20 protein-coding genes are annotated in these 26,261 nt (G+C 62.1%); 12 read left to right on the top strand and 8 right to left on the bottom strand.

Translation table 11 applies throughout. From position 1 onward, the window contains the following. Positions 1–136 precede the first annotated feature (136 nt). From AC1Q80_RS07305 to hspQ, 3 genes are all read left to right on the top strand, one after another. Entirely contained in the window at positions 137–475 is a 339-nt protein-coding gene (locus AC1Q80_RS07305; RefSeq protein WP_003528058.1) for a P-II family nitrogen regulator, read from the top strand. A gap of 65 nt (positions 476–540) precedes the next feature. Then, on the top strand, positions 541–1,950 hold the full coding sequence (gene glnA, locus AC1Q80_RS07300) for a type I glutamate--ammonia ligase (protein ID WP_025427015.1): 1,410 nt from the start codon (positions 541–543) through the stop codon (positions 1,948–1,950). A gap of 212 nt (positions 1,951–2,162) precedes the next feature. After that, positions 2,163–2,492, top strand: coding sequence for a heat shock protein HspQ (gene hspQ, locus AC1Q80_RS07295; protein ID WP_025427014.1), 330 nt, complete (start codon positions 2,163–2,165; stop codon positions 2,490–2,492). A gap of 124 nt (positions 2,493–2,616) precedes the next feature. On the opposite strand, the gene AC1Q80_RS07290 is transcribed toward hspQ, so the two are convergent. Beyond that, positions 2,617–3,246, bottom strand: coding sequence for an invasion associated locus B family protein (locus tag AC1Q80_RS07290; RefSeq protein WP_173419940.1), 630 nt, complete (start codon positions 3,244–3,246; stop codon positions 2,617–2,619). Positions 3,247–3,517: 271 nt separating this feature from the next. On the opposite strand from AC1Q80_RS07290, the gene AC1Q80_RS07285 reads away from it, so the two are divergent. After that, the gene (locus AC1Q80_RS07285) at positions 3,518–5,332 is read left to right on the top strand and encodes an extracellular solute-binding protein (protein WP_492360021.1); all 1,815 of its coding nucleotides are present in this window, start codon (positions 3,518–3,520) and stop codon (positions 5,330–5,332) included. An 89-nt stretch (positions 5,333–5,421) separates the two neighbouring features. Continuing rightward, positions 5,422–6,078, top strand: coding sequence for a DsbA family oxidoreductase (locus AC1Q80_RS07280; protein WP_492360020.1), 657 nt, complete (start codon positions 5,422–5,424; stop codon positions 6,076–6,078). A gap of 51 nt (positions 6,079–6,129) precedes the next feature. Here AC1Q80_RS07280 and mfd read toward each other — a convergent pair whose 3' ends face one another. Then, positions 6,130–9,639 (bottom strand): transcription-repair coupling factor, encoded by a 3,510-nt coding sequence (mfd, locus tag AC1Q80_RS07275; RefSeq protein WP_492360019.1) that lies wholly within the window; start codon positions 9,637–9,639, stop codon positions 6,130–6,132. Positions 9,640–9,643: 4 nt separating this feature from the next. Further along, on the bottom strand, positions 9,644–9,949 hold the full coding sequence (locus AC1Q80_RS07270) for an FAD assembly factor SdhE (protein ID WP_173419936.1): 306 nt from the start codon (positions 9,947–9,949) through the stop codon (positions 9,644–9,646). 118 nt (positions 9,950–10,067) lie between these two features. Here AC1Q80_RS07270 and recG point away from each other — a divergent pair, with 118 nt between their 5' ends. Further along, complete coding sequence (gene recG / locus AC1Q80_RS07265) at positions 10,068–12,173, top strand: ATP-dependent DNA helicase RecG (protein ID WP_209792378.1); 2,106 nt, start codon at positions 10,068–10,070, stop codon at positions 12,171–12,173. Between the two features lie 4 nt (positions 12,174–12,177). Here the strand turns inward: recG and AC1Q80_RS07260 are convergent, their stop codons facing one another. From AC1Q80_RS07260 to glmU, 4 genes are all read right to left on the bottom strand, one after another. Then, on the bottom strand, positions 12,178–12,870 hold the full coding sequence (locus AC1Q80_RS07260) for a DUF502 domain-containing protein (RefSeq protein WP_077503497.1): 693 nt from the start codon (positions 12,868–12,870) through the stop codon (positions 12,178–12,180). Between the two features lie 18 nt (positions 12,871–12,888). Beyond that, positions 12,889–13,386 (bottom strand): GNAT family N-acetyltransferase, encoded by a 498-nt coding sequence (locus AC1Q80_RS07255; RefSeq protein ID WP_173421012.1) that lies wholly within the window; start codon positions 13,384–13,386, stop codon positions 12,889–12,891. Then, a complete protein-coding gene (gene glmS / locus AC1Q80_RS07250) occupies positions 13,386–15,212 on the bottom strand; it encodes a glutamine--fructose-6-phosphate transaminase (isomerizing) (RefSeq protein WP_492360018.1) in 1,827 nt (608 codons plus the stop codon). The genes AC1Q80_RS07255 and glmS overlap by 1 nt, the downstream gene beginning before the upstream one ends. Positions 15,213–15,358: 146 nt before the next feature. Continuing rightward, positions 15,359–16,729: a bifunctional UDP-N-acetylglucosamine diphosphorylase/glucosamine-1-phosphate N-acetyltransferase GlmU gene (glmU, locus tag AC1Q80_RS07245; RefSeq protein ID WP_492360017.1), complete on the bottom strand. Its 1,371-nt coding sequence runs from the start codon at positions 16,727–16,729 to the stop codon at positions 15,359–15,361. Positions 16,730–16,934: 205 nt separating this feature from the next. Between glmU and AC1Q80_RS07240 the strand changes: the two genes are divergently transcribed. After that, positions 16,935–18,707 (top strand): hypothetical protein, encoded by a 1,773-nt coding sequence (locus AC1Q80_RS07240; protein WP_492360016.1) that lies wholly within the window; start codon positions 16,935–16,937, stop codon positions 18,705–18,707. A 3-nt stretch (positions 18,708–18,710) separates the two neighbouring features. Here the strand turns inward: AC1Q80_RS07240 and AC1Q80_RS07235 are convergent, their stop codons facing one another. Beyond that, positions 18,711–20,357 (bottom strand): Na/Pi cotransporter family protein, encoded by a 1,647-nt coding sequence (locus AC1Q80_RS07235; protein ID WP_492360015.1) that lies wholly within the window; start codon positions 20,355–20,357, stop codon positions 18,711–18,713. 374 nt (positions 20,358–20,731) lie between these two features. On the opposite strand from AC1Q80_RS07235, the gene AC1Q80_RS07230 reads away from it, so the two are divergent. Genes AC1Q80_RS07230 through AC1Q80_RS07210 form a run of 5 tightly spaced genes read left to right on the top strand, consistent with a single transcriptional unit; the run spans position 20,732 to position 26,195 of the window. Further along, entirely contained in the window at positions 20,732–22,624 is a 1,893-nt protein-coding gene (locus tag AC1Q80_RS07230; RefSeq protein WP_492360014.1) for a peptidylprolyl isomerase, read from the top strand. A gap of 19 nt (positions 22,625–22,643) precedes the next feature. Continuing rightward, positions 22,644–23,657, top strand: a complete 1,014-nt coding sequence (gene trpD / locus AC1Q80_RS07225; RefSeq protein ID WP_173419928.1) for an anthranilate phosphoribosyltransferase — start codon at positions 22,644–22,646, stop codon at positions 23,655–23,657. 16 nt (positions 23,658–23,673) lie between these two features. Beyond that, positions 23,674–24,489 carry an indole-3-glycerol phosphate synthase TrpC gene (trpC, locus tag AC1Q80_RS07220; RefSeq protein WP_492360013.1) on the top strand — a complete coding sequence of 272 codons (816 nt, stop codon included), beginning with the start codon at positions 23,674–23,676 and terminating at the stop codon, positions 24,487–24,489. Then, positions 24,489–24,977 carry a cyclic pyranopterin monophosphate synthase MoaC gene (gene moaC, locus AC1Q80_RS07215; protein ID WP_209792361.1) on the top strand — a complete coding sequence of 163 codons (489 nt, stop codon included), beginning with the start codon at positions 24,489–24,491 and terminating at the stop codon, positions 24,975–24,977. Before trpC ends, moaC begins: the two co-directional genes overlap by 1 nt. Before the next feature lie 6 nt (positions 24,978–24,983). Further along, entirely contained in the window at positions 24,984–26,195 is a 1,212-nt protein-coding gene (locus tag AC1Q80_RS07210; protein ID WP_492360012.1) for a molybdopterin molybdotransferase MoeA, read from the top strand. Positions 26,196–26,261 lie beyond the last annotated feature (66 nt).

Below are 26,261 nucleotides of genomic sequence, written 5' to 3'. Positions count from 1 at the left end.
CAGTCACCATCGCTCAATCCCAAGAAATTTTGCTCCTCGGCAATCATTTTGCAGAAAAACTGGCATGCAACGTGCATATTGACGGGTGAGCGGGCATGATCCTGCTTTAAAGGGAGAAGCGGAGAGACATTTTCTCATGAAAAAGATCGAAGCGATCATAAAACCCTTCAAGCTCGACGAAGTGAAGGAAGCCCTTCAGGAAGTCGGTCTGCAGGGCATTACCGTCACGGAAGCAAAGGGCTTCGGTCGGCAGAAGGGTCACACGGAGCTGTATCGCGGCGCTGAATACGTCGTGGACTTCCTGCCCAAGGTAAAGGTCGAAGTGGTGCTGGCGGACGAAAACGCGGAGGCCGTCATCGAGGCGATCCGCAATGCTGCCCAAACCGGCCGGATTGGCGACGGAAAGATTTTCGTTTCCAACGTGGAGGAAGTCATCCGAATTCGTACCGGCGAAACGGGCCTCGACGCCATCTGATCCTCAAGGGCCGCCCGGCCCTTTCACCTTAAAACCTCGTCATCTCACACAGGGAATTACGGAAAATGACGACTGCAAGCGATATTCTGAAGCAAATCAAGGACAACGACGTCAAGTTCGTCGACCTGCGCTTTACCGACCCCAAGGGCAAGCTGCAGCACGTAACGATGGATGTCGTCTGTGTCGACGAAGACATGTTCGCCGATGGCGTCATGTTCGACGGCTCCTCGATTGGCGGCTGGAAGGCCATCAACGAGTCCGACATGGTGCTGATGCCCGACCCGGAAACAGCGCATATGGACCCGTTCTTCGCGCAGTCGACGATGGTCATCATCTGCGACATTCTCGATCCGGTCTCGGGCGAAGCCTACAACCGCGACCCGCGCGGCACGGCGAAAAAGGCCGAAGCCTACCTCAAGGCATCGGGCATCGGCGACACCGTCTTCGTCGGCCCGGAAGCCGAATTCTTCGTCTTCGACGACGTCAAGTACAAGGCTGATCCTTATAACACCGGCTTCAAGCTCGACTCCTCGGAACTGCCGTCCAACGACGACACCGACTATGAGACCGGCAACCTCGGCCACCGTCCGCGCGTCAAGGGCGGTTACTTCCCGGTTCCGCCGATCGACAGCTGCCAGGACATGCGCTCCGAGATGCTGACGGTCCTGTCCGAAATGGGCGTCACGGTCGAAAAGCATCACCATGAAGTCGCCGCTGCCCAGCACGAACTCGGCGTCAAGTTCGACGCACTGGTTCGCAACGCCGACAAGATGCAGATCTACAAGTACGTCGTGCACCAGGTCGCCAACGCCTATGGCAAGACCGCAACCTTCATGCCGAAGCCGATCTTCGGCGACAACGGTTCGGGCATGCACGTGCACCTGTCGATCTGGAAGGACGGCAAGCCGACCTTCGCCGGCGACGAATATGCCGGCCTGTCGGAATCGTGCCTCTACTTCATCGGCGGCATCATCAAGCATGCCAAGTCGCTGAACGCGTTTACCAACCCGTCGACGAACTCCTACAAGCGTCTCGTCCCGGGCTATGAAGCGCCGGTTCTGCTCGCCTACTCCGCGCGCAACCGCTCGGCCTCGTGCCGCATTCCGTTCGGCACCAACCCGAAGGCCAAGCGCGTCGAAGTCCGCTTCCCGGACCCGACCGCCAACCCCTACCTCGCCTTCGCAGCGATGCTGATGGCCGGCCTCGACGGCATCAAGAACAAGCTGCATCCGGGCAAGGCCATGGACAAGGACCTCTATGACCTGCCGCCGAAGGAACTGAAGAAGATCCCGACCGTCTGCGGCTCGCTGCGCGAAGCGCTCGAAAGCCTCGACAAGGATCGCAAGTACCTGACCGCCGGCGGCGTGTTCGACGACGATCAGATCGATTCCTTCATCGAGCTGAAGATGCAGGAAGTCATGCGTTACGAAATGACCCCGCACCCGGTCGAGTACGACATGTACTACTCGGTCTAAGACCGATGGGCCGGGCGGCGGATGCCGCACCGGTCCGCAAGCGACGCGGCAAGCCGGCGGGGTTCAAGGGACCCTCGCCGGCTTGTTTTTTTCAACCACGCTGCAGCGGGAAACAGGAAGGCCAGGAAGGCGTACACGAAGCCGTGCATGACACCCTATTGATGTTTTGGGTTTGGCAACCCAGATAATCCCTTGAAAGGATGTGTTGCGTCATGAAACAGAGAAACGCGAAATTCGAGATCGGACAGGTGGTTCGCCATCGGGTTTTCCCGTTCCGCGGCGTCGTCTTCGACGTCGACCCGGAATACGCAAACACCGAGGAGTGGTGGAATGCCATTCCGCAGGAGATCCGCCCAAGCAAGGATCAACCCTTCTACCACCTGTTCGCCGAGAACGACGACAGCGAGTATGTCGCCTACGTGTCCGAGCAGAACCTGGTTTCCGACGAGAGCGATCGGCCGATCCGCCACGCTCAGGTCGACGCCCTGTTCGAAAAGGACGATATCGGGCACTACAAGCCCAAGGTCACGTTCCGCCACTAAGGGCCGTGCGTTCGGATAAACGCACTGGGGATACTCTGGAAACCGCGCCGTCGGCACTCGCTCAAATGAAAAACGCCCGGACATCGTCCGGGCGTTTCTTTTATTCTCGAAAGAGCCGAAGCGCTTAGTTCTGCTTGGCGGCCTTCTGGGCCTCTTCAAGCTTCTTGCGCGCGTCTTCAGCCTTCTTCTGCATTTCTTCCTGCAGCAGGCGCTGACGCTCTTCAAGCTGCGACTGCTCGATCGGCTCGCCGTCGAAAATACCGGTAAAGCCTTCAAGACCCATCTTGATCGGGTTCGGTGCGCGCTGGAAGTTGACGGAGGTGAAGACCACCTCATTGCCCTTCTTCAGGCTTGCGATCAGCTGGTCAGACAGCGGAGCTTCAGCCACGCACTTGTCCGGCATGCAGATAGCGTAGTCGAGCTTCACCGGCTTGCCGCCGTCGATCTGCATCTGGACGCCGGTCGGGATCAGTCGCGCGGACGGCACGGAAACCTGCAGAACCTTGCGGTTGACCTTGCCCGATACGGTGATGAGGCCAACTGCGGTCAGGAGCTGACCGTTGTTTGCCGTCAAGAGGTTCTGAACGATGCAGACATCGTTGTCTTCCTGCTTGGTGCAGACCTTGAACCAACCCTGCGGAGGCTTGCCACCAGCCTGCTGGGCAGATGCGACGCCCGGGACGCCCGCAGCTGCTACCGAGAGCGCCAGCGTTGCCAGACCCGCACGTTTGGTGAAGTTCGACTTGAAGAACATTGTGATTCCGTCTCCTGAAATCCGGTAACGGAACAATTCGTTCCGCAGGTGAGTATCGTCAGCCGCCGTTGTCCTGTTGGCCAAATAAGGCAAATGCATGACCCCGTTTCCGGAAACACCTGTTACATTGGCTCGTGCGGTTTATCCAGTGTTTCTTGCTTTTTTTTGACCTCTTGCCCGCCGGAATTTGGGTATAGCGTCGGTTGGAATTGTCGACCGGCATTGGTAACGTGCCGGGAATCGGCCATTTGCCACTTCACTGGAGATAACGTTGCGCACAATTCTTTCCGGTCTGGCCATCCTGTTGGCCGCAACCGCATTTGGCGATGCCGCGATGGCCGCTCCCGTACACGCCATTTCCATGCATGGCGAGCCCGCGCTGCCGGCGGACTACAAGCATTTCCCGTACGTCAATCCCGATGTGAAGAAGGGCGGCAAGATCTCCTACGGCGTGGTCGGGACCTTCGACAGCCTCAATCCGTTCATCCTGAAGAGCATGCGCACGACGGCGCGCGGTATGTGGGATCCGGAATACGGCAATCTCGTCTACGAATCACTGATGCAGCGCTCCCGCGACGAACCCTTCACCATGTACGGTCTGCTGGCCCAGTCGGTGGAATGGGACGACGACCGGACGTTCATTCAGTTCAATATCAATCCGGCCGCGCGCTGGGCCGACGGGCAGCCGGTAACCGCAGACGATGTCATCTTCACCTTTGAACTGATGCGCGACAAGGGGCGCGTGCCCTTTGCCAACCGCATGGCGAAGGTGGCCAAGCTCGAGAAGGTCGGCGACCTCAGCGTCCGTTTCACCTTCACCGAAGACGCCGATCGCGAACTGCCGCTGCTGCTTGGGCTGTCTCCGGTCCTGCCGAAACACGCGACCGATGTGGCGACGTTTGACCAGACGACACTTAAAGCCCCGCTTGGTTCAGGCCCTTATCGCGTTGCCGAGGTAAAGCCCGGCGAACGCATCGTCTACCGCCGCAACCCGGACTATTGGGCAAAGACCCTTCCTTCCAAGGTCGGCTTCGACAATTACGACGAGATCTCCGTCGAGTACTTCCTGCAGGAGAATTCGCTGTTCGAAGCCTTCAAGAAGGGCGAGATCGACATCTATCCCGAAGGCAGCGCCACCAAATGGGCCCGCGGCTACGACTTTCCTGCGGTTCGCTCCGGAGACGTCGTCAAGGAAACATTCACCCCGAAGACGCCCTCCGGCATGCTCGGCATCGTCTTCAACACACGCAAACCGATGTTCGACAACCTCAAGCTCCGCCAGGGCTTGGCGCTGGTCTTCGACTTCGAGTGGGTAAACAAGAACCTGTTCGACAGCGCCTACACCCGCACCCAGAGCTACTGGCAGAACTCGACGCTTTCGTTTCTGGGTGCCGCTGCCGACGACCGTGAACTCGGTTTGATCGGCGATGCACGCGAGCACATCAACCCGGCAATCCTCGACGGCACCTATCGCCTGCCGGTGACGGATGCATCGGGGCGCGACCGCAACGTGCTGCGCGTGGCCGTCTCCCTGCTGCGCGAGGCCGGCTATCAGATCAAGGACGGCAAGATGGTTGACGCCAACGGCGCGCCGCTCGCCTTCGAGATCATGAGCCAGAACGCCGGCCAGGAGAAAATCGCCCTCGCCTACCAGCGCTTCCTGGCACCGCTTGGCATCAAGGCCTCGGTGCGCACCGTCGACGATTCGCAGTATCAGCAACGCAGCCAATCGTTTGACTACGACGTCATCATCAAGTCGTTCCCGTCCACGCTGTCGCCTGGCATCGAACAGGTCGGCCGCTGGACCTCGCAGTCGCGCGATCGCCAGGGAAGCGACAACTTCGCCGGCGTTGCGGACAAGGAAGTCGACCGCATGGTCGAAAACATCCTGCAGGCCAGAACGACAGAGGACTTCACCGCAGCCGTTCGTGCGCACGACCGGTTGCTGGTCAACAATTCCTACCTTGTGCCGCTCTACCACCTGGATGCGCAATGGGTCGCCCGGCGCAAGCATATCGGACGGCCGGAGGCGGTTCCGCTCTATGGCTACCAGCTGCCCGCCTGGTGGGACGAGAACGTACAGTAAAGGGATGGTTCCCTTTTGGTAACGCATTGAAAGCCGGATCGAACCGGCTTATCTCGCAGCTTTATCCAACAGGAAAGGCACCCCACATCATGCAAACCGTCAGCATCGATATCGTCTCCGACGTCGTCTGCCCGTGGTGCTATCTGGGAAAGGCGAGGCTCGACCAGGCGATCGCCAATGTCGGCGCTGAGCTGCAGGTCGCGGTGCAGTGGCGCCCCTATCAGCTCAACCCCGACCTGCCGCCTGAAGGTGTGGACCACAAGCAGCATCTCGCCGCCAAGCTCGGCGGCCAGGCCGCCGTCGACCGGGCGCATGAATCGCTGAACGCACTCGGCCATGCCGATGGCATCGCCTTCAATTTCGATGCCGTGAAGATCAGCCCGAACACGCTCGATGCGCACCGCCTCATCCGCTGGGCGGCGACCCATGGCGATGCGGCACAGTCGGCCGTCGTCAGCCTGCTCTTCAAGGCCAACTTCGAGGAAGGCCGCAATGTCGGCGATCCCGCGGTGCTGCTCGACATCGCAGCTGAGGCCGGCCTCGACCGGCCCGTTATCGCAGCGCTCCTCAACTCGGATGCCGACAAGGACGCAGTAAAAGAAGAGATCGGCATGGCGCGTGAAATGGGCGTAACCGGCGTGCCCTGTTTCATCATCGACGGGCAATATGCCGTGATGGGTGCGCAGTCGGTCGACGTGCTCAGCAATGCACTGCGCGAAATCGCGCAGATGAAAGCCACGGCATAATCTTCTGCATCGATACGCGCGCCGCCACCTGGAGCGGCGGCGCGGAGGCGATCAAGCCTGCTTCGCCAGCCCTGCGAGTTGCGTCATCACTATCGCCGCGCCCGAAAGGCGCTTTTCCGGCGTCACCAATTCGCGCTGGAAGAAGATGCTGTGATCGGCCCTGATCTTCGCCTGCGTGCCCTGCTTGGCGATGTAGCCGACCAGCGCTGCCGGGTTTGGGAATTCCTTGTTGCGAAGCTGCACGACCACACCCTTCGGCCCGGCATCGAGCTTTTCGACATTGGCCGTGCGGCAGAGCGACTTGATGTAGACGATCTTCAGCAGATGCTGCACCTCGATCGGGAGCGGGCCGAACCGGTCGATCATCTCGGCGCCGAAGCCATCTATCTCTTTCAGATCCGTCAATTCGCCAAGCCGGCGGTAAAGGCCAAGTCGCAGATGCAGATCCGGTACGTAGTGTTCCGGGATCATCACCGGGGTACCTACGGAGATCTGCGGTGACCAGCCGGTGTCGTGAACCTCTTCCTCGCCCTTGAGCTCAGCGACGGCCTCTTCGAGCATCTGCTGGTAGAGCTCGAAGCCGACCTCCTTGATGTGGCCGGACTGTTCCTCGCCGAGCAGGTTGCCGGCCCCGCGGATGTCGAGATCATGGCTTGCCAGCTGGAAACCGGCGCCGAGTGTGTCGAGCGACTGCAGGACTTTCAGCCGCCGCTCGGCCGTTGCCGTCAGCGTCTTGTTGACGGGCAGCGTGAACAGCGCGAAGGCGCGCACCTTCGAGCGGCCAACACGGCCGCGCAGCTGATAGAGCTGTGCCAGGCCGAACATGTCGGCGCGATGCACGATCAGGGTATTGGCCGTCGGCACGTCAAGACCGGATTCGACGATAGTCGTCGACAGCAACACGTCGTAACGCCCTTCATAGAAGGCGTTCATGATGTCTTCCAGTTCCGTTGCCGGCATCTGGCCGTGCGCCACAGCCACCTTCAGCTCCGGCACATCGGATTTCAGGAAGTCGTGGATTTCGGAGAGGTCGCTGAGGCGCGGGCAGACATAGAAGCTCTGGCCGCCGCGATAATGCTCGCGCATCAGGGTTTCGCGGATCACCAGCGCATCGAAAGGTGAGATGAAGGTGCGCACCGCCATGCGGTCGACAGGCGGCGTCGTGATCAACGACAGTTCGCGCACGCCCGTCAACGCCAGTTGCAGCGTCCGCGGGATTGGCGTTGCCGACAGCGTCAGCACATGCACGTCCGACTTCAGGTCCTTCAGCCGTTCCTTGTGCTTGACGCCGAAGTGCTGCTCCTCGTCGATGATGAGCAGGCCGAGATTGGCGAAGTTGACCGACGTTCCGAGCAGGGCGTGGGTTCCGACGACGACGTCGGTCTTGCCTTCGGCCACTTCCTTCTTGGTCAGCGCCAACTCCTTGGAGCCGACGAGCCGAGACGCTTGCTGGATGCGGATCGGCAGGCCACGGAAGCGCTCCGTGAATGTCTTGAAATGCTGCCGAGCCAGTAGCGTCGTCGGCACGACAACGGCAACCTGGACCCCGTTCATAGCGGCGATGAAGGCCGCACGCAGCGCAACCTCCGTCTTGCCGAAACCGACGTCGCCGCAGACGAGCCGGTCCATCGGCCGACCGCTACCGAGATCTTCCCGGACGGCATCGATCGAGTTCAACTGATCCTCGGTTTCGTCATAAGGGAAGCGGGCGACGAATTCGTCGTAGACACCATCCTGCGCCACAAGCACGTGCGCATGTCGGGTGTGGCGCTCGGCGGCGATGCGGATGAGGCCACCGGCCATGTCGAGCAGGCGCTTCTTGAGCTTGGCCTTGCGGGCCTGCCAAGCGACGCCGCCGAGCTTGTCGAGGATCGCATCCGTCCCCTCCGAGCCGTAGCGCGACAGGAGCTCGATGTTTTCGACCGGAAGGAAGAGTTTGGCGTTGTCGGCATAGACGAGCTCAAGGCAATCGTGCGGCGCCCCGACTGCTTCGATCGTGCGCAGTCCGACGAAACGGCCAATGCCGTGTTCGGCATGGACGACGTAACTGCCTTCATCGAGACCCGCGACCTCGGCAATGAAATCGGCGCCGCGCTTGCGCCGCTTGGAGCGGCGCACCATGCGGTCGCCGAGAATGTCCTGCTCGCCAATGACGACGAGATCGCCCGTCTCGAAACCCGCTTCAAGGCTGAGGACCGCGGACGCAGCCTCGCCCGGCTTCAGCGTCTTGACCTCTGCTAGCGCCTTGATCTGGCGGATGTTGCCGAGACCATGCTCGACCAGCACCTGCAGCAGGCGGTCGAGAGACCCCTCGCTCCAGCCAGAGACGATGACCTTCGAGCCTTGCGAGCGCTTTTCGGCGATGTATTTCACCGCCTGGTCGAAGACATTGACGCGATCGCCCTCCGCCTCGCCTTCACCGGCTGCCTTTGCCCAGCGCACGCCCTGACGCGCATCGACGGTCACGACTTGTCGGGCTTCTCCCTCCTGCTCGCTGAAGGGCGTCAGGCGAACGGCGTTGCGTTCGGCGAGCGCAGCCGCAAAACCTTCGGCATTCAGATACAGGAATTCCGGCGGCACCGGCTTATAGGGCGTGCCCTGTGTCGCCAGCGACTTGCCCGGCGATGCCGCCGTGTGGCGGGCGTCATAATAATCGAGAATGAGCTTCGACCGTTCAGCGGCGGCTTCCCGTGCCAAATGGTCGGTAACGATGCGAAAACCCTGGAGGTAGTCGAAGACGGTCTCGAGGCGATCGTAGAACAGCGGCAGCCAATGCTCCATGCCGGCATAGCGACGCCCCTCCGAGACGGCCTGATAGAGCGCGTCATCGCGGGTCGTCGCACCGAACAGCGAGAGATAACGCGTGCGGAAGTGGCTGATCGTTTCCGGCGTCAGCGACACTTCGCTCATCGGATTGAGGTCGAGGGAACGGACCTGACCGGTCGTGCGCTGGCTCGCCGGATCGAAGGAGCGGATGGTCTCGAGCGTATCGCCGAAGAAGTCGAGCCGCAGAGGATCGCCGCTGCCCGGAACGAAGACGTCGAGAATGCCGCCGCGCACGGCGTATTCGCCGACTTCACGGACTGTCGCCACACGCTCGAAACCGTTGCGCTCCAGCCGCGCGGCCACATCGTCCATGCGCACCTGGTTGCCTGGGCGCGCGGAGAAGGCAAGGCTCTCGATCACATCCTGCGGCGAAATCTTCTGCAAGGCAGCATTGACCGTCACCAGCACGATTGCCGCATGCGGCTTCTTGCGGTGGGCGATCAGGGCGCTCAGCGCCGCAAGCCGGCGCGCCGAGGTATCGGCGCTCGGCGAGACACGGTCATAGGGAAGGCAGTCCCATCCGGGCAGTGTCAGAACCGGGATATCGGGGGCGACGAAGCCGAGGACCTGCTCCAGATCGGCGATACGCTGGCCGTCTGAGAGAATGTAGGCAACTGGTGTGCCGGCCCGGGCGAGATCGGCCAGCACCAGCGCCTCGGCGCCTGAAGGAACCGGGCCAATCGTGACTTCACGCGTTGCCGCTACAATCTTCTTCGGGTCAAGGCCAGCCAGCATCGGTCTACTTCATCTCTTCGGGGAGCCGCTCGAAATCGGGGCGGTAAGCGGCGATGCGCGTAAACATCGGCGTCTGGTAACGCTCGGGCACCGGCTGTTCGCCGATGATCCACTTGACGAGATCGTTGTCTTCCTCGGCCATAATGATCTCAAGCTCGTCCAGTTCGACCTCGGAGAGGCCGGGAAGCTCGGCTTCAGCGAACTGTCCGAGGACGAGGTCCATTTCGCGGATGCCGCGATGCCAGGCGCGAAACAGGATCCGGCGGCGACGCGGATCGAGATCGGCGCTGGTGCGTGAGATGCCAGTCATGGGAGTTCCTTCCTGCCGTCCGCGGGGGGTACGGTTTTTCGTCACTGCGCTCTATAAACGCTGAATAGATGATTGTCAGCCTTGCCAAACTCCGAATTGTCGTCGCAATTTCATCGCCATGCGCCCTGCCCTGCTCGACCCGCTCTTTTCACCGCTGAACACTTTGCCCGGTATCGGTCCGAAGATCGGCGAGCTGTATGCCCGACTTCTTGGCCGTGAAACCATCGAAGACTGCCGTGTCGTCGACCTGGTTTTCCACGCCCCGCATTCGCTGATCGATCGACGGCAGCAGCCTGGAATCGCCAATGCGCCGCAAGGCGTCGTGGTGACGATCACTGGCCGCGTCGATCGCCACCAGCCACCGCCGCCCGGCAAGCAGAACCTGCCCTACCGCATCTTCCTGCATGATGACACCGGTGAACTGGCGCTCACCTTCTTCCGCGTCAAAGGCAACTGGCTGGAAAAATCGCTACCGGTCGACGAAACGGTGATCGTCAGCGGCAAGGTCGACTGGTTCAACGGCCGGCCATCGATGGTTCACCCCGATTATATGGTCAAGGCAAGCGAGGCGGACAACTTGCCGCTCGTCGAGCCCGTCTACGGGCTGACGGCCGGGCTTTCGGCTCGCATCCTGCGCAAATCGATCGAGGCGGCGGTTGCCCGCGTCCCTGAGATGCCCGAGTGGATCGACGACACACTCGCTTCCAAGCAGGGTTTTCAAAGTGCGGCCGACAGCTTTCGTGCCCTGCATGAGCCGCGCGACGCCACGGATATCGACCCGCAGGCGCCGGCGCGTCGGCGTCTCGCCTATGACGAATTCCTGGCCGGCCAGCTCTCTCTCGCCCTCGTTCGCCAGCGCCTCCGAAAGGTTGCCGGCACGCCGGTGCATGCGACCGGCAAGCTCTCGGGCCCCGTCATCGCCGCACTGCCCTTCTCGCTGACAGCGAGCCAGTCGACCGCGATTGCCGACATCCTCAAGGACATGGCCGGGGACGAGCGGATGCTTCGTCTGCTGCAGGGCGACGTCGGTTCCGGCAAGACCATGGTCGCGCTGATGGCAATGCTGGCGGCGGTCGAATCGGGCGGCCAGGCCGTGCTGATGGCCCCGACGGAAATCCTCGCGCGGCAGCATTTCGCAACGCTGTCGAAAATGGCGGCTCCCGCTGGTATCACCATGGATGTGTTGACCGGGCGCACCAAGGGCAAGGAGCGCGATGCCATCCTCGAACGCATCGCGTCCGGCGAAACACGGATCGTGGTCGGCACTCATGCCCTATTCCAGGACACCGTGAACTATCGGGAACTCACCCTTGCGGTCGTCGACGAACAGCATCGCTTCGGTGTCCACCAGCGTCTGCGCCTCACTGCCAAGGGCATCTCACCGCATATGCTTGTCATGACCGCCACGCCGATCCCGCGCACGCTCGTGCTCGCGGCTTTCGGCGACATGGACGTTTCCAAGCTGACGGAAAAGCCGGCCGGGCGAAAGCCGATCCAGACGGTTACCATCCCGACCGAACGGACCGACGAGATCGTCGATCGTCTCGCAGCGGCCCTCAAGGAGGGCAAGAAGGCCTACTGGATCTGCCCGCTCGTGGAGGAATCCGAAGCGATCGACGTCATGTCGGCGGATGAGCGTTACCAGGGTCTGTCCAAACGCTTTGGCAGCGATGTCGGCCTCGTCCACGGTCGCATGAACGGCGCGGAGAAGGACGCCGTCATGCTCGCCTTCAAGAATGGCGAGATCCGCCTGCTTGTTGCCACCACCGTCGTCGAAGTCGGCGTCGACGTACCGGACGCGACCATCATGGTGATCGAACACGCGGAGCGCTTCGGGCTGGCGCAATTGCACCAGTTGCGCGGCCGCGTCGGTCGTGGCGACGAGGCCTCAACCTGCATCCTGCTCTACAAGAGCCCGCTCGGAGAGACCGGTCGGGCGCGGCTTTCGATCCTGCGCGACAGCGAGGACGGATTTCTGATCGCCGAGGAAGACCTGAAGCTGCGTGGCGAGGGCGAATTGCTGGGAACGCGCCAGTCGGGCACGCCCGGCTTTCGCATCGCCAGCCTCGAAGCACATGGCGACCTGCTCGAAATCGCCCGCAAGGACGCCGCCTACATGATCGAGCGGGATCCGGACCTGACATCACCTCGCGGTGAAGCGCTGAGGACCCTGCTCTATCTGCACCGCCGCGACGAGGCGATCCGATTTCTGCGCGCCGGCTGACGCGTCAGGCGGTTTTCTGCTGGGCGATCTTGCGCGGCGGCGCGTTGGCCAGCGGCTTGTAATCCGGAGCAACGAGGCCGCCGGAAATCAATAGCTTGGCCGCATCCTCGGCGCTCATTTCAAGCGGGATGATCTTGTCGCGCGGAACGAACAGCAGGAAGCCGGCGGTCGGGATAGGCGTCGGCGGCAGGAACACGGTCACCATGTCCATGCCGCGTTCGGAGAATTTGGCGGCGACCTCGCCTTTGACATCCGTGGCGATGAAGACGAGCGACCAGAGGCCGGGGCTCGGATATTCAATCAGCCCCGCCTTCTTGAACGAGGACGATTGCTCCTGCAGCACCGTCTGGAAGATCTGCTTCAGCGATTTGTAGATGGTGCGAACCAGCGGCGTCCGGCTGACGAGGGATTCGCCGAAGGCAACGATCGAGCGCCCGACCAGATTGGCGGTGAGGAAGCCGACCAGGGTGATGACGATGAGCGCGACCAGCAGGCCGAAACCGGGAATGGCCACCGGCGAATAGGTGTCCGGGTTATAGAAATTCGGCAGATAGGGCTTCACCCATCCATCGGCCCATTCGATGAAGGTGCGGACCAGCCAGACAGTGATTGCCAGCGGCGCGCAGATGATCAGCCCTGTCAGGAAATAGTTCCGCAACCGGGTCGCAATATAGCCGCTCTTCGAATTTTCGCTCATGCCTCGTCCGTTTAAACCTCACTCGGCGCCGAACGCCGGATGATAGGCAACCGTGCCTTCAGGCACCGCGCCGGAGAAGGCCAGCGCCATGAAATATTGCGGCGCACAACCCGGGAATACAAGCGAAGATTCGTGTCCGAATCTGAACTTTTGGTAATAGTCGGGGTCGCCCATGACCACGCAGCCAGCCGCACCGTCGCCGGCAAGCATTGCGAGCCCCTCGCGGATCAGCCGGCTGCCAACGCCCTTCGTCTGATGGTCCGGCAAAACGGCGACAGGACCGAGCCCGAACCAGCCTGCGACCGGCGGGGTGAGCGTCACTGGCGAGAAGGCGACATGGCCGACGATGTGGCCTTCGTCTTCGGCCACGAGCGAGAGCGTCAGAGCGCCCTGCTCTCGAAGGCGCTCGATGATGAAAGGCTCGCTCTGGTCGCTGTGCGGGTGATCCTTGAAGGCGGCGGCCGTCACGTCGTGGATCGCCTGCTCGTCGCCCGCACTTTCCGACCGGATGGTGATCATTCGACCGTGACCGACTTTGCGAGGTTACGGGGCTGGTCGACATCGGTGCCCATGAACACGGCGGTATGGTAGGCGAGCAGCTGGATCGGCAGCGAGAAGATCATCGGCGCGATGATCTCGTCGACGTTCGGCAGCACGATCGTCGCCATCGTCTCGAGCTTCGAAGCGGCTGCGCCCTTCTCGTCCGTGATCAGGATGATCCGTCCGCCGCGAGCTGCCACTTCCTGCATGTTCGACACGGTCTTCTCGTAGAAGCGGTCGTGCGGGGCGATGACGATGACCGGCATGTTTTCGTCGATCAACGCGATCGGCCCGTGCTTCAGTTCGCCAGCGGCATAACCTTCGGCGTGGATGTAGGAGATTTCCTTGAGCTTCAGCGCGCCTTCCATCGCCAGCGGGAAGCTGGTGCCACGACCGAGGTAAAGCACGTCCCGGCACTTCGACAGCTCGCGCGACAGCATCTCGATCTTCGGCTGGATGGCGTTCAGAACCTGGCCCATGATGCGCGGCATTTCCGTCAGATGGCGAACGAGTGCCTGTTCCTCGTCGGCAGACACCGTGCCGCGGGCGCGGCCGGCGCCGATCGACAAGGCCGCCAGTACCGCCAGCTGGCAGGTGAACGCCTTGGTCGAGGCGACCCCGATCTCAGGCCCGGCAAGAATCGGAAACACGGCGTCGGATTCGCGCGCGATGGTCGATTCGCGGGTGTTGACGACGGCACCGATCTTCAGTCCGTGATCCTTGCAGTAGCGAAGCGACGCCAGCGTGTCAGCGGTTTCGCCCGACTGCGAGATGAACAAGGCTGCCGACTGCGGCGACAGCGGGATTTCGCGGTAGCGAAACTCGGAGGCGACGTCGATCTCGACCGGCAGGCGGGCGTAACGCTCGAACCAGTACTTGCCGACAAGACCGGCGAGGTAGGCGGTGCCGCAGGCGGAGATTGCGAGGCTCGGCACGCCGGCAAAATCGATCGCATCCGTGGGCGCCTTCACCCGGTTTTCGGCAAAGTCGATGTAGTGGCCGAGCGCATGCGAGATCACCTCCGGCTGCTCGTAGATTTCCTTTTCCATGAAGTGCCGGTGGTTGCCTTTGTCGATCATGTAGGCAGCCGCCATCGAGATCTGTCGCGGGCGATCGACGGCATTGCCGGCGAGATCGAAGATATGGGCGCCATTGGCACCGATCACCGCCCAGTCGCCATCGACCAGATAGGTGATCTCGTTGGTAAAGGGCGACAGAGCGATTGCGTCTGAGCCTAAGAACATCTCGCCCTTGCCATGGCCGATCGCCAGCGGCGGGCCGTTGCGGGCAGCCATGATGGTCGAGGGATCGTCCTGGAAGAGGACGGCCAGCGCGTAGGCGCCGGTGACACGCTTCAGCATCGCATGCATGGCCTCGCGCCGGCCAAGGCCGTCGCGACGAAACTTCGCCAGGAGATGCGCCACGACTTCGGTGTCGGTCTGCGTCTCGAACTTAGCCCCACAGGCGATCAGTTCGTCCTTCAGCTCGGAAAAATTCTCGATGATGCCGTTGTGGACCACGGCAACGCCGTCGGTAAAATGCGGATGGGCGTTGCGCTCGGTCGGTGCACCATGCGTCGCCCAGCGTGTGTGGGCAATGCCGATTGTGCCGGCCAGCGGCTCTTCGCGCAGGCGGCTCTCCAGATTGACCAGCTTGCCCTCCGCCCGGCGCCGCTCAAGCGCACCGGCGTGGATGGTCGCAACACCGGCCGAATCGTAGCCGCGGTATTCCAGGCGCTTCAACGCATCGACCAACCGCTCCGAGACCGGCTGGTTCCCAACGATGCCAACAATTCCGCACATAGTCGTCTCCGAATTCGTCCCGCGCCGTTTCGACGCCCCAATCGACAGGGCGGAAGTCCCGCCCGGCGCGCTGCCTTGGTAACGCATTTGCCGGACGAGGCAATCCGCCCCGATTTCACTTTCGGTTTCAGTATTTAACGCGGCCTCTATCCAGCAGCCTTGGCCGCCTTTTTGGCGGCCTTGACTGCTTCGTAGCGCTCGCGCAAGACACGCGCCCTGCCCGGCTTGATCTCCTGGCGCGCACGGCCGAAGGCAACGGCATCGGCCGGCACATCCTCGGTGATGACGCTGCCGGAGGCGACCAATGCGCCATCGCCAATCGTCACCGGCGCCACCAGCGAGGAATTCGAGCCGACGAAGGCATTTTCGCCGATGCGGGTCTCGTGCTTGTTCACGCCATCATAGTTGCAGGTGATCGTGCCGGCTCCGATGTTGGATCCGGCGCCGACGAAGGCATCGCCGATATAGGTCAGGTGATTGACCTTGGCACCGGCCCCGATTTCCGCCTTCTTGACCTCGCAGAAATTGCCGACCTTCGACTTCTCGCCAAGATCGGCGCCGGGCCGCAGCCGCGCATAAGGACCGACCGTCGCGCCAGAGCGCACCGTCGCTCCCTCCAGATGCGAGAACGCATGGATGATGGCGCCACTCTCGACCCGAACGCCCGGGCCGAAGACGACGTTCGGCTCGATCAGCACGTCCTGTTGCAGCTCTGTGTCCCAGGCAAGGAAAACAGTCTCCGGCGCAATCATCGACACGCCTGATAGCATCAGCTCGTGACGGCGGCGCTCCTGCCAGAGCCGCTCGATAAAGGCGAGTTCGGCGCGAGTGTTGCAGCCGGTCAGCTCTTCTTCCGGCGCCTCGACCGCAATGGCGCGACCGCCGATCGCCCGCACAATCTCGACCAGGTCTGTCAGGTAGTATTCACCCTTGACGTTGTCATTGCCGATGCGGTCGAGCAGATCGATCGCCTTGCGACCATCGATCGCCATAAGCCCGCCGTTGCAATAGGTGATGCGGCGCTCTTCCTCGGTTGCATCCTTGTGCTCGCGGATCGCGATCAGCGCGCCATCTTCCACGATCAGCCGGCCATAACCGGAAGGGTCGGCAGCCTCAAAACCGATAACGACCACATCGTTGCCGGCGGCCAGGCCATCGCGCGCTGCCTTGAGCGGCCCGGGCGTGATCAACGGCGTGTCACCAAAGATAACCAGGATGTCATCAAAACCTTTGGCGATCGCTTCGCGCGCCGCCAGAACCGCGTGTCCCGTGCCGAGGCGCTCCTTCTGGAGGAACGAGGCGATCGATACGCCACCGATCGCGGCGGCGCTCGAAACGGCATCGGCGTCACGACCGACTACGAGAGCCACGTCGGAGATCGCGGCACTCGAAAGCGCCGCAACCACATGGGCGATCATCGGCCGACCGGCCACCGGATGCAGCACCTTCGACATCGACGACTTCATCCGCGTGCTTTCACCCGCAGCCAGTACAATCGCCAGGCAACTCCGTTCCATCCAATGATCTCCTTGGTCTTTTTCTTGAAGGGCCAAACGGGTCGCCCGATTCGACCCTCGTTTATCAGCAACATATTGCGGGAAGCATAACTCGCACAATCACGTCACGTTAACCCGCTTAAAACCCGATGATGGCATAAGAAGAAGCGGAGCCTGCCTCGACAACCCATGCGCGTGCATCGCTCCCCCGGGGAGAGAAGCCGCAATGCATGCCAGCACCGATCTCGACGCAGCGGCAAAGCCGGCCAATACCATTCTAGCCGCCGTTTGCTCGCCACTCGCGGCACTCGCTCTGGCGCTCGTCCTGCTCTCGTTGCTTCTGACCGTCACGATCCCGCAGCCGATAGGGCCAATGTTCTGGGATCACTATCTCTATCTCGACGCCGCCAACCGGCTTGGCGACGGCCAGATCCCATCGGTCGACTTCTTCGCGCCGGTTGGTGCACTGGGTTACTATCTCTTTGCCGCCTTGCAGTCTGCCTTCCCGAGCGGCCACCCCCTGTTGCTGGCCAGCTGGTGCCTTCTCGTCGTCACCGGGCCGTTGATCGGCCTTGTCACGTTCGACCTCCAGAAGCGTTCACGAACGCTGGCCTACGCCATACTGTTGCCGTTCCTTCTCTTTTCCGTACTCCCGTTCAACACCGGCGACTTCTACCCCTATCCGGGTTCGGATGGGTTTGGCATCTACAACCGCCAGGTCTGCCAATTGCTCTATGTGTTGGCCGCAGCGCTCATCTACGTCCGCAACCCACGCATCCTCATCGCAGTTGCAGCCGGCGCGATGATCGCGCTTTTCTTTGTAAAGGTCACCGGAGCCGTCGCCGGCGTCATTCTATGCCTGACGGCGTTTGCCGCCGGACGGCTCAGCCTGCGCTCAGCGGTCGTGGCAGCTCTGATCTTCTTTGGCATCCTTGCCGTTATCGAACTGTCCATCGGCGCAGTATCGGCCTATGTCGGCGACATTCTGGCGTTGCTCGACGTTAATGACGGGATCCTGCTGACGCGCCTGCTACAGGCCGTATCGCTGAATGCCGGTCTGTTGGTGCCGGCAGGCGTTCTCTGCCTGACCCTGTTCTTTGCCGACCGGCCTACTTTCGTCTCGTTGTTGGAGGATGCGTACCGACGGCCTTCGATCGCCGCCCTCGGCAGGTTTTTCGATCAGGATTTCTTCTGGCTTGGCACCTTTGTCGTGGCAGGCATCCTGTTCGAAAGCCAGAACACTGGCAGCCAGGCCTTCATCTTCCTCTACCCGCTGCTTCTCCGGATCGCTCTCGACTACGCCACGAAGGGCAAGGCCAAACGGCAGACAATCGCGGTTTGGCTGCTCGCCATCGCTGCGGCACTGCCACCGATGACTGTCGTCGTCCAGAAGAGTGCACGCGCCTGGGTCGGCGCCGCCAACAATATCAGGATCGAAAGCCGCAACCTGAAAACCATGGGGGCCGTCAACGTCCGCCCGATCGTCGCCGCGCGAGCCGAGCGGATGCGCAACACCTACATCGCCGAACCGGGCGCCTTCGAAGCCCTGGCAGATCAAGGCGAGTTGCCGTCATTCCTGTTCTATAGCGACTTCGACTTTCAAGCGGGCTGGCTGACGAATGTCGACAATGCGATCGATGCATTGCGCGCCTATGAGGATGCCAATGGCGTTCGCTTCGACACGATCTTCAACATCGACTTCGCCAATCCGTTTCCCTGGCTGATGGATCGCCACGCGCCGAAGCATGTCGCCATCGGCGCAGATCCATTCCGCGCGATCCCGGAGCCGGATCAAGACGTCCGCACCGCGGTCGCCGCCGTCGACATCGCCCTCGTGCCGACCTGCCCGACGACGAATGTCAACAGGACGCTCCTGGCGCTTTACCTGCCAAGCCTCGAGGCCGGCCGCACACGCATCAAGCTCACGCCATGTTACGACGCGTTCGTGCGGAACGGCCTTAACGCCGGCAGCTCCGGCGCAGCGGCCACCGGTTCTTGACGATCACGCCGGCGGTCGCAATCTGCTCTCTGTCAGGAGCCCATTCTCCTCAAGGATCGGATAGGCGACGGAGGCGATGTGGGCGTTGATGCGCTTCAAGTCGCGCAGCATGTCGAGATGCAGCGAACTGGTCTGCAGGCTTTCGAGCCGTCCGTCGCGCAACCGCTCGATATGACGTTCGGCTGATCGCTTTTCCATATGCCGAACATTGACTTTCACCTCGATCAATTGCCGGGCGAGATCGGCGTTGCGGGTGACGAAAATTGTCTGGGCGACGCGCAGATTGTCGATCGTCAGGTTGAAGAGACTTTTGAGCTCCTGATAGCCGTCCTCGGAGAATTTCAGGCCGTTGTTGACCTTTTTGCCGATCTGTTCGCACAACCCCTTCTCGATGATGTCGCCCATGTGCTCGAGGTTGATCGCATAGTCGATGATCACGATCGAGCGGCGCCCATCTTCCGGGCTCAGGCCATCACGACCTAGGCGTGACAGGAAGATCTTCACTTCCTGCTGCAGCAGATCGACCTGCTTCTCGAACTTGCCGACATCGCGGATCTCGGAGAGTTCGTTGTTGTTGAAGGCCGTCTGGGCGCGGATCAGCATCATCTCGATCAGGTCGCCGACACGCAGCACTTCGCGCGTGGCGCCCGAAAGGGCCATGACCGGTGTGTGCAGAACGTTCTCGTCGAGATAGCGCGGACCGGTTTCGTCGGTCTCGCTGTCGGGAATGAAGCGGGCCATCAGCCGCGACAGGAGGCCGGCAAACGGCCAGGCAAGGACGGCGACGGCAAGATTGAACGCCAGATGGATGTCCACTGGCAGGTTCTGCTTCGGCAAAGGCAAGCTTTGGAGAAACTCGACGCTGACGCCGGTCAGAGGCAGCGCGATCAGGCAGCCGATGCCGCGAACCACCAGGTTGCCGAGCGTCACGCGTCGGGCCGGCGGCGCCGAAGACAGTGTCGCCATAACAGGCGGGATCGCGCCGCCGAGATTGGCACCGAGCACCAGCGCCACCGTCAGCCCGACGGAGAGAACGCCTGCTGTGGAAAGCGAGAGCACCAGCATCACCACCGCGAGGCTGGATGAAGACGCAAAGGCAAGGCCCGCCGATATGATCAAGGCCACCGGCCAGGCACTGTCGAGCATGCCGAGGAATGCGGCCAGCGCCGCCGATTCGCGCATCGGCTCGGTCGCAAGGCCAAGCAGATGCAGCGACAGCAACATCAGGCCAATGCCGACGAAAGCCGCACCGAGGCCCTGTCGTGCGTTTGACCGGCTGACGCGATGCAGCACCACACCGACCAGAATGATCATCGGCGACAGCCATTCGATACCCGTCGCCACGATCCATGCTGTAACGGCCGTGCCGACATTGGCGCCGAGCAGGACGATCTGTGCCATGCGTGAGCGGATCAGCCCCTTTTCCACAAAGGACGCGGTCATCAAGGCCGTCGCAGTCGAACTCTGCAGGGCAAGGGTGGCGAACAGCCCCGTCAGGAACGACCGCGTCGGCCCGCTCGTGCCCCGAGCAAGGCCGGCCCGCAGCTTCGCCCCGAAGGCGCGCGTGACCCCTTCCTTGACCAGGGAAAGGCCGAACAGCAGCAGCGCCACCGCCCCAAACAGATTGACCATAACGATTGTCGATTGCATGGCATGTCTTTCCACGGAGGCCGCATGAATCGCCCCGCCTGATACACACAACCATAGTTCCGAAGTGTTTTCGATCTCAATCCAGCGACGGCGAATTCCTCAGTATGACGGCCAAATTTCTGTTGCCGGCTAATAAATCCGACGCCAATTTTGTCATTAGCGCCGTCGCATCGATAGCGATCGGCATCGCAAAGAGTTCGCCCGGGCCTCCCGGCTGCCGATGGCCCGAAGTCCGGACGAATCACTTGAATTGCCGTGATCTGCGGGTGGCGCGCAATTTGCGCCATTGCGCCCTTCATTTCCTGTTTCGTTTGTTTTAAGGAACGAACTCGTTTGGCCAACAGCCACCGCACTGCAACGAGGTTTCTGCCCCCATGCTCGAATTCCTGAGAAAAGCCGCCCAGACCTGGGTCGTCAAAGGCCTGCTCGTCATTCTCGTGCTGTCATTCATGGTGTGGGGCGCATCGACATCGATGATCGCGAACCAGTCGGATGCCGTGGTCGTCGTCGGTGACGTCAAGGTCAAGGCGCCGGACTTCCGGCTTGCTTACGAGCGGCAGCTCGCACTCGTTTCCCGGCAGCTCGGCACCCGCCTGACGCCGCAGCAGGCAAAGGCGTTCGGCATCGAGCAGCAGGTCTATTCCCAGCTCGTCGCGGGTGCAGCCCTCGACCAGCTCGCCGGCGACATGAACCTCGGACTTTCGGAAGACCGGCTGGCCAAGCTCATCGCCGAAGATCCGGCCTTCCACAGCGTCAACGGCCAGTTCGATCGCATGACGTTCTCCAGCGTTCTGCGCAACGCCGGCCTTCGCGAGCAGGACTACATCAACAACCGCAGCCAGGTTGCCGTGCGCTCGCAGATCGTCGATGCCCTGTCCGACGGCTATATCGCACCAAAGGTGCTGAGCGACGCGATCGCGTCCTACCGTCACGAAAAGCGCACGATCGACTACGTCCTGCTGTCGAACGCCAACATCGACCCGGTAAAGGCGCCGGGCGATGACATTCTTGCCCCCTGGTATGACAGCCGCAAGGCGAACTACCGTGCGCCGGAATACCGCAAGGTCACCTACCTGAAGCTGGCGCCCGAAGATCTTGCCGATGTGACGACCGTCGTCGATGCGGACGTCCGCGCCGACTACGACAAGCGCAAGGACAACTTCCGCACCGAAGCGTTGCGTACGATCGAACAGCTCGCCTTCCCCTCGCGTGAGGCAGCGGACGCTGCAGCAGCCAAACTCACGGCTGGCACATCCTTCGACGACCTTGTGAAGGCCGAAGGCAAGACGCCGGCCGACGTTCTGCTCGGCGAGTTCACCCCTGCAAATGTTCCGGACGCCAAGATCGGCGAAGCCGCCTTTGCGATCGCCGCCAATGGTGGCACCTCGCCGGTCGTCGATGGCGCCTTCGGCCCCGTGATCCTGCGCGTGACGAACATCCGTCCGGAAACGGTGCGCAGCTTCGATGAAGTGAAGGAAGAACTGCGCAAGGAAATTGCGCTGGCAAACGCGCAGGGCGAAATTGTCGGCCTTCACGACAAGATCGAGGACGAGCGTGCTTCCGGCGCCTCGCTCAAGGATCTGGCTGAGACCCTAAAGTTGAAGGTTGCGACCATTGATGGCATCGACGCAACCGGCAAGGACATGAACGGCGATGATGTCGCTGGTCTGCCCGAGCCGAACGCTCTGCTGCAGGAAGTCTTCAAGGCCCAGATGGGCGACGAGACGCTGCCGGTGAACATCGGCCGTGACGGCTACGTCTGGTTCGACCTCGACGAAGTGGTTCCGGCACGGGATCGCACGCTCGACGAAGCACGTGACGAAGTGGCAGCGGACTGGACCGCAGAACAGCAGCGCACGGCTCTCGCAACCAAGGCCACGGAGCTGAGGCAGCGCATCGAAAAGGGCGCGACGCTCGCCGATATCGCGACGGAACTGGGTCTTGCCGTCGAAACGAAGGCCGGATTGACCCGGTCGACGTCGGACGCGGCCCTGAGCCCGGCCGCCGTTGCTGCCGCCTTCAGCGGTCCGGATGGTCACGTTGCCAACGCCGCCGGTATCGGTGGCGACGGTCAGATCCTGTTGCGTGTCACCTCGATCGAGAACAACGGCCCGACCGACGCGCTCGAGGACGACAGCCGCCAGATCCAGGCCATGGCCCGCGCCAGCGGCGACGACATTCTCGACCAGATGGTCTCGACGCTGCAGTCGGCCTACGGTGTTTCGATCAATCAGACGCTTGCCGAAACGGCTTTGGCACAGAGATAAGCGGCAAGGAAAACAACCGATGAGTGATCTGAAACCGTTTGTCGCCAAAGTCGCCGCCGGCGAGGCACTCAACCGCGAAGACGCACGAGCGGCTTTCGAGATCATCATGTCGGGTGCGGCGACGCCATCGCAGATTGGCGGCTTCCTTATGGCTCTGCGCGTCCGTGGTGAAACCGTGGATGAAATCGTCGGCGCGGTTGCCGCCATGCGCGCCCGCATGTTGCCGGTCGATGCTCCGGCCAATGCCGTCGATATCGTCGGCACTGGCGGCGACGGCGCCGGCACCTACAATATCTCGACCTTGGCCTCGCTGATCGTCGCTGGCGCAGGCGTCCCGGTCGCCAAGCATGGCAATCGCGCGCTGAGCTCCAAGTCCGGTACGGCCGACGCGCTGTCCTGCCTCGGCGTCAAGCTCGATATCGGCCCGGAAGCGATTTCACGCTGCATCCGCGAAGCTGGCGTCGGCTTCATGTTTGCCCAACAGCATCATTCCGCCATGCGTCATGTCGGCCCGACGCGCGTCGAGCTCGGAACCCGCACGATCTTCAACCTGCTCGGACCGCTCTCCAATCCCGCCGGCGTCAAGCGGCAGCTCGTCGGCGTCTACGCGCCGCAGTGGGTCCAGCCACTGGCGGAGGTGCTTCGCGACCTCGGATCCGAAAATGTCTGGGTCGTGCATGGCGAAGGTCTCGACGAGATCACTACCACCGGCACGACGCAGGTTGCGGCTCTCGAGAATGGCAAGATCAGCACCTTCAACCTCACGCCGGACGATTTCGGCCTGCAGACGGTCACTCTCGACGCCTTGAAGGGCGGCGACGGCGCGCATAACGCCGTTGCGCTCCAGGCTGTGCTCGATGGTGCTGAAAACGCCTACAGGGACATTTCGCTTGCCAATGCGGCCGCATCGCTGATGATTGCCGGCAAGGCTACAAATCTTGGTGAAGGCATGACGCTCGCCCGCCAATCGCTTGCAAGCGGTGGCGCCAAAGCGGCGCTGCAGCGCCTGGTCAGCGTCTCGAACGCTGCGTAAGACAAGGAACCGCGCCATGACCGATATCCTGCGCAAGATCGAAGCCTATAAGCGCGACGAGATCGCCGCGGCCAAATCGCAAACCTCGATCGAGGACCTGAAGGCCCGCATCGCCGAACAGTCCGCTCCGCGCGGGTTCCATGCGGCATTGTCCGCACGCCAAAATGAGGGCCGATTCGGCCTGATCGCGGAAATCAAGAAGGCGAGCCCGTCGAAAGGCCTGATCCGCCCTGATTTCGATCCGCCGGCCCTGGCGAAGGCCTATGAGGCTGGTGGCGCAGCCTGTCTTTCTGTGCTGACCGACGGACCGAGCTTCCAGGGGGCTCCGGCATTCCTGGAGGCTGCGCGTTCAGCCTGCGCCCTTCCAGCGTTGCGCAAGGACTTCATGTTCGACACCTACCAGGTCCTGGAAGCCCGCGCGTGGGGTGCGGATTGCATTTTGCTCATCATGGCTTCGCTGAGCGACGACGACGCCCGACGCCTGGAGGATTCTGCCTTTTCTCTCGGGATGGATGTCCTCATCGAAGTGCACGACGCCGAAGAGATGGAGCGGGCGCTCAAGCTTGCCTCGCCGCTGGTCGGCATCAACAATCGCAATCTGAGAACATTCGACGTCGACCTCGCAGTGTCAGAGAAACTGGCATCCATGGTTCCGTCCGATCGGCTGCTCGTCGGCGAAAGCGGCATCTTTACCCATGACGATTGCAAGCGACTGGAATTGAGTGGCATAACCACATTCCTGGTTGGCGAAAGCCTGATGCGCAAGAGCGATGTCGAGACAGCAACACGCGCACTCCTGACCGGCTCCGAAAGCGTCCTGGCGGCGGAATGATGAGCAAGACCACGCTCACACACCTAGACAGCAGCGGCGAAGCGAACATGGTCGACGTCGGCGACAAGGCCGAGACAGTCCGTACCGCCACTGCCGAGGGCCACGTGCGCATGCGTCCCGAGACGCTTGCGCTGATCCTGGAGGGTGATGCCAAAAAGGGCGATGTCATCGGCACGGCGCGGCTGGCCGGCATCATGGCCGCCAAGCAGACGTCCAGTCTCATTCCGCTCTGCCACCCGCTGATGCTGACCAAGGTGTCAGTGGACATTGTGCCCGACCCGGCCCTACCGGGCTTGCGGGTCGAGGCACTTGCCAAGCTGACCGGCAAGACTGGCGTCGAGATGGAGGCGCTGACCGCCGTCAGCATCGCCTGCCTGACCATCTACGACATGGCGAAGGCTGCCGACCGGGAGATGGAAATCGGTGGCATCCAGCTTGTGAGCAAATCGGGCGGGCGGTCGGGCGATTACCAGCGTCGAGGAGACTGACGGACGATGTCGCTGCTTTCCGTCGAAGATGCGCTTGACAGGATCCTCGGCAGCGCCAGCCCGCGGCAGGCGATCGAAGAGATCGGCCTGCATGACGGCCTCGGTCGTGTCCTGGCGCAGGATGTCGTTGCGCGCGTGACCCACCCCGCCTTCGACAATTCCGCGATGGATGGTTATGCCGTGCGCCACGACGATGTCAGCACCGTCGGCGCCGAACTCGGCGTCATCGGCCAATCCGCTGCAGGCCATGGCTTCGGTGGCGAAGTAAACGCCGGGCAAGCCGTTCGCATTTTTACCGGAGCGCCGCTTCCTGCGGGCGCCGATACCGTCATTATCCAGGAAGACACCGAGCAGCTTACGGATAGCAGAATTCGTACCTCGTTTTCACCCGACAAGGGGCGGCATATCAGGCTATCCGGCCAGGATTTTACAGCCGGCGAGACGGTGTTGCATGCGGGCGACGTGCTGGATGCCGGCCGGCTGACTGTCGCCGCCGGCATGAACCATGCGACCTTGCCGGTCTTCAAGAAGCCTTTGATCGCGATCCTTGCCACCGGTGACGAGTTGCTGACACCCGGTAGCATACCTGGCGCCGATCAGATCATAGCCTCCAATACCTTTGGTGTTGCCGCCATTGCGCGCGACAATGGGGCCGATGTCCTCGACCTGGGTATCGTCCCGGACAACAGCCGGGCGATTTCAGCGGCCGTAGAGCAGGCAAGGCTCGCGGGAGCCGACGTACTCGTCACCCTTGGCGGCGCCTCGGTCGGCGATCATGACCTCGTGCAGTCGACCTTGCTTGCAAACGGGATGACGCTCGATTTCTGGCGCATTGCCATGAGGCCCGGAAAGCCCCTGATGGTCGGCCAGCTCGGCGGCATGGCGGTACTCGGCCTGCCGGGCAATCCTGTCTCCAGCCTCGTTTGCGCGCTCCTCTTTCTCGAGCCCCTGACCCGAAAGCTGGCGAGCCTGGCGGCGCGCGACCGTCTTACCACCGCGCGCCTCGCCTCGCCCTTGCCTGCCAACGACAAGCGCCAGGACTATGTGCGTGCGCGGCTTTCGAAAGATGCGCACGGTTCCCTTTTGGCCCATCCCTTCCCGCGGCAGGATTCGTCGATGATGAAGGTGTTCGCACAGTCCGATTGCCTGATCGTTCGCGCGCCGAACGCCGAAGAGGCGCCCGCGGGCTCGCGCTGCCAGGTCCTCCAGCTCAGATAGCCCCGTATGCGCGGTCGCGTGACATGTTGCGCGCACTCGAGGCGCCGGACATCGCATTCATTGCAG

This window comes from Ensifer sp. GW823-FHT05D09 (assembly GCF_058795755.1).
This window is presented reverse-complemented; position numbering and strand designations above follow the sequence as displayed.

Bases quoted from the DNA above. Each gene is read 5' to 3' on its own strand.
- AC1Q80_RS07305 (WP_003528058.1), top strand. From the start codon at position 137: ATGAAAAAGATCGAAGCGATCATAAAACCCTTCAAGCTCGACGAAGTG.
- glnA (WP_025427015.1), top strand. From the start codon at position 541: ATGACGACTGCAAGCGATATTCTGAAGCAAATCAAGGACAACGACGTC.
- hspQ (WP_025427014.1), top strand. From the start codon at position 2,163: ATGAAACAGAGAAACGCGAAATTCGAGATCGGACAGGTGGTTCGCCAT.
- AC1Q80_RS07290 (WP_173419940.1), bottom strand. From the start codon at position 3,246: ATGTTCTTCAAGTCGAACTTCACCAAACGTGCGGGTCTGGCAACGCTG.
- AC1Q80_RS07280 (WP_492360020.1), top strand. From the start codon at position 5,422: ATGCAAACCGTCAGCATCGATATCGTCTCCGACGTCGTCTGCCCGTGG.
- mfd (WP_492360019.1), bottom strand. From the start codon at position 9,639: ATGCTGGCTGGCCTTGACCCGAAGAAGATTGTAGCGGCAACGCGTGAA.
- AC1Q80_RS07270 (WP_173419936.1), bottom strand. From the start codon at position 9,949: ATGACTGGCATCTCACGCACCAGCGCCGATCTCGATCCGCGTCGCCGC.
- recG (WP_209792378.1), top strand. From the start codon at position 10,068: ATGCGCCCTGCCCTGCTCGACCCGCTCTTTTCACCGCTGAACACTTTG.
- AC1Q80_RS07260 (WP_077503497.1), bottom strand. From the start codon at position 12,870: ATGAGCGAAAATTCGAAGAGCGGCTATATTGCGACCCGGTTGCGGAAC.
- glmS (WP_492360018.1), bottom strand. From the start codon at position 15,212: ATGTGCGGAATTGTTGGCATCGTTGGGAACCAGCCGGTCTCGGAGCGG.
- glmU (WP_492360017.1), bottom strand. From the start codon at position 16,729: ATGGAACGGAGTTGCCTGGCGATTGTACTGGCTGCGGGTGAAAGCACG.
- AC1Q80_RS07240 (WP_492360016.1), top strand. From the start codon at position 16,935: ATGCATGCCAGCACCGATCTCGACGCAGCGGCAAAGCCGGCCAATACC.
- AC1Q80_RS07235 (WP_492360015.1), bottom strand. From the start codon at position 20,357: ATGCAATCGACAATCGTTATGGTCAATCTGTTTGGGGCGGTGGCGCTG.
- AC1Q80_RS07230 (WP_492360014.1), top strand. From the start codon at position 20,732: ATGCTCGAATTCCTGAGAAAAGCCGCCCAGACCTGGGTCGTCAAAGGC.
- trpD (WP_173419928.1), top strand. From the start codon at position 22,644: ATGAGTGATCTGAAACCGTTTGTCGCCAAAGTCGCCGCCGGCGAGGCA.
- trpC (WP_492360013.1), top strand. From the start codon at position 23,674: ATGACCGATATCCTGCGCAAGATCGAAGCCTATAAGCGCGACGAGATC.
- moaC (WP_209792361.1), top strand. From the start codon at position 24,489: ATGAGCAAGACCACGCTCACACACCTAGACAGCAGCGGCGAAGCGAAC.
- AC1Q80_RS07210 (WP_492360012.1), top strand. From the start codon at position 24,984: ATGTCGCTGCTTTCCGTCGAAGATGCGCTTGACAGGATCCTCGGCAGC.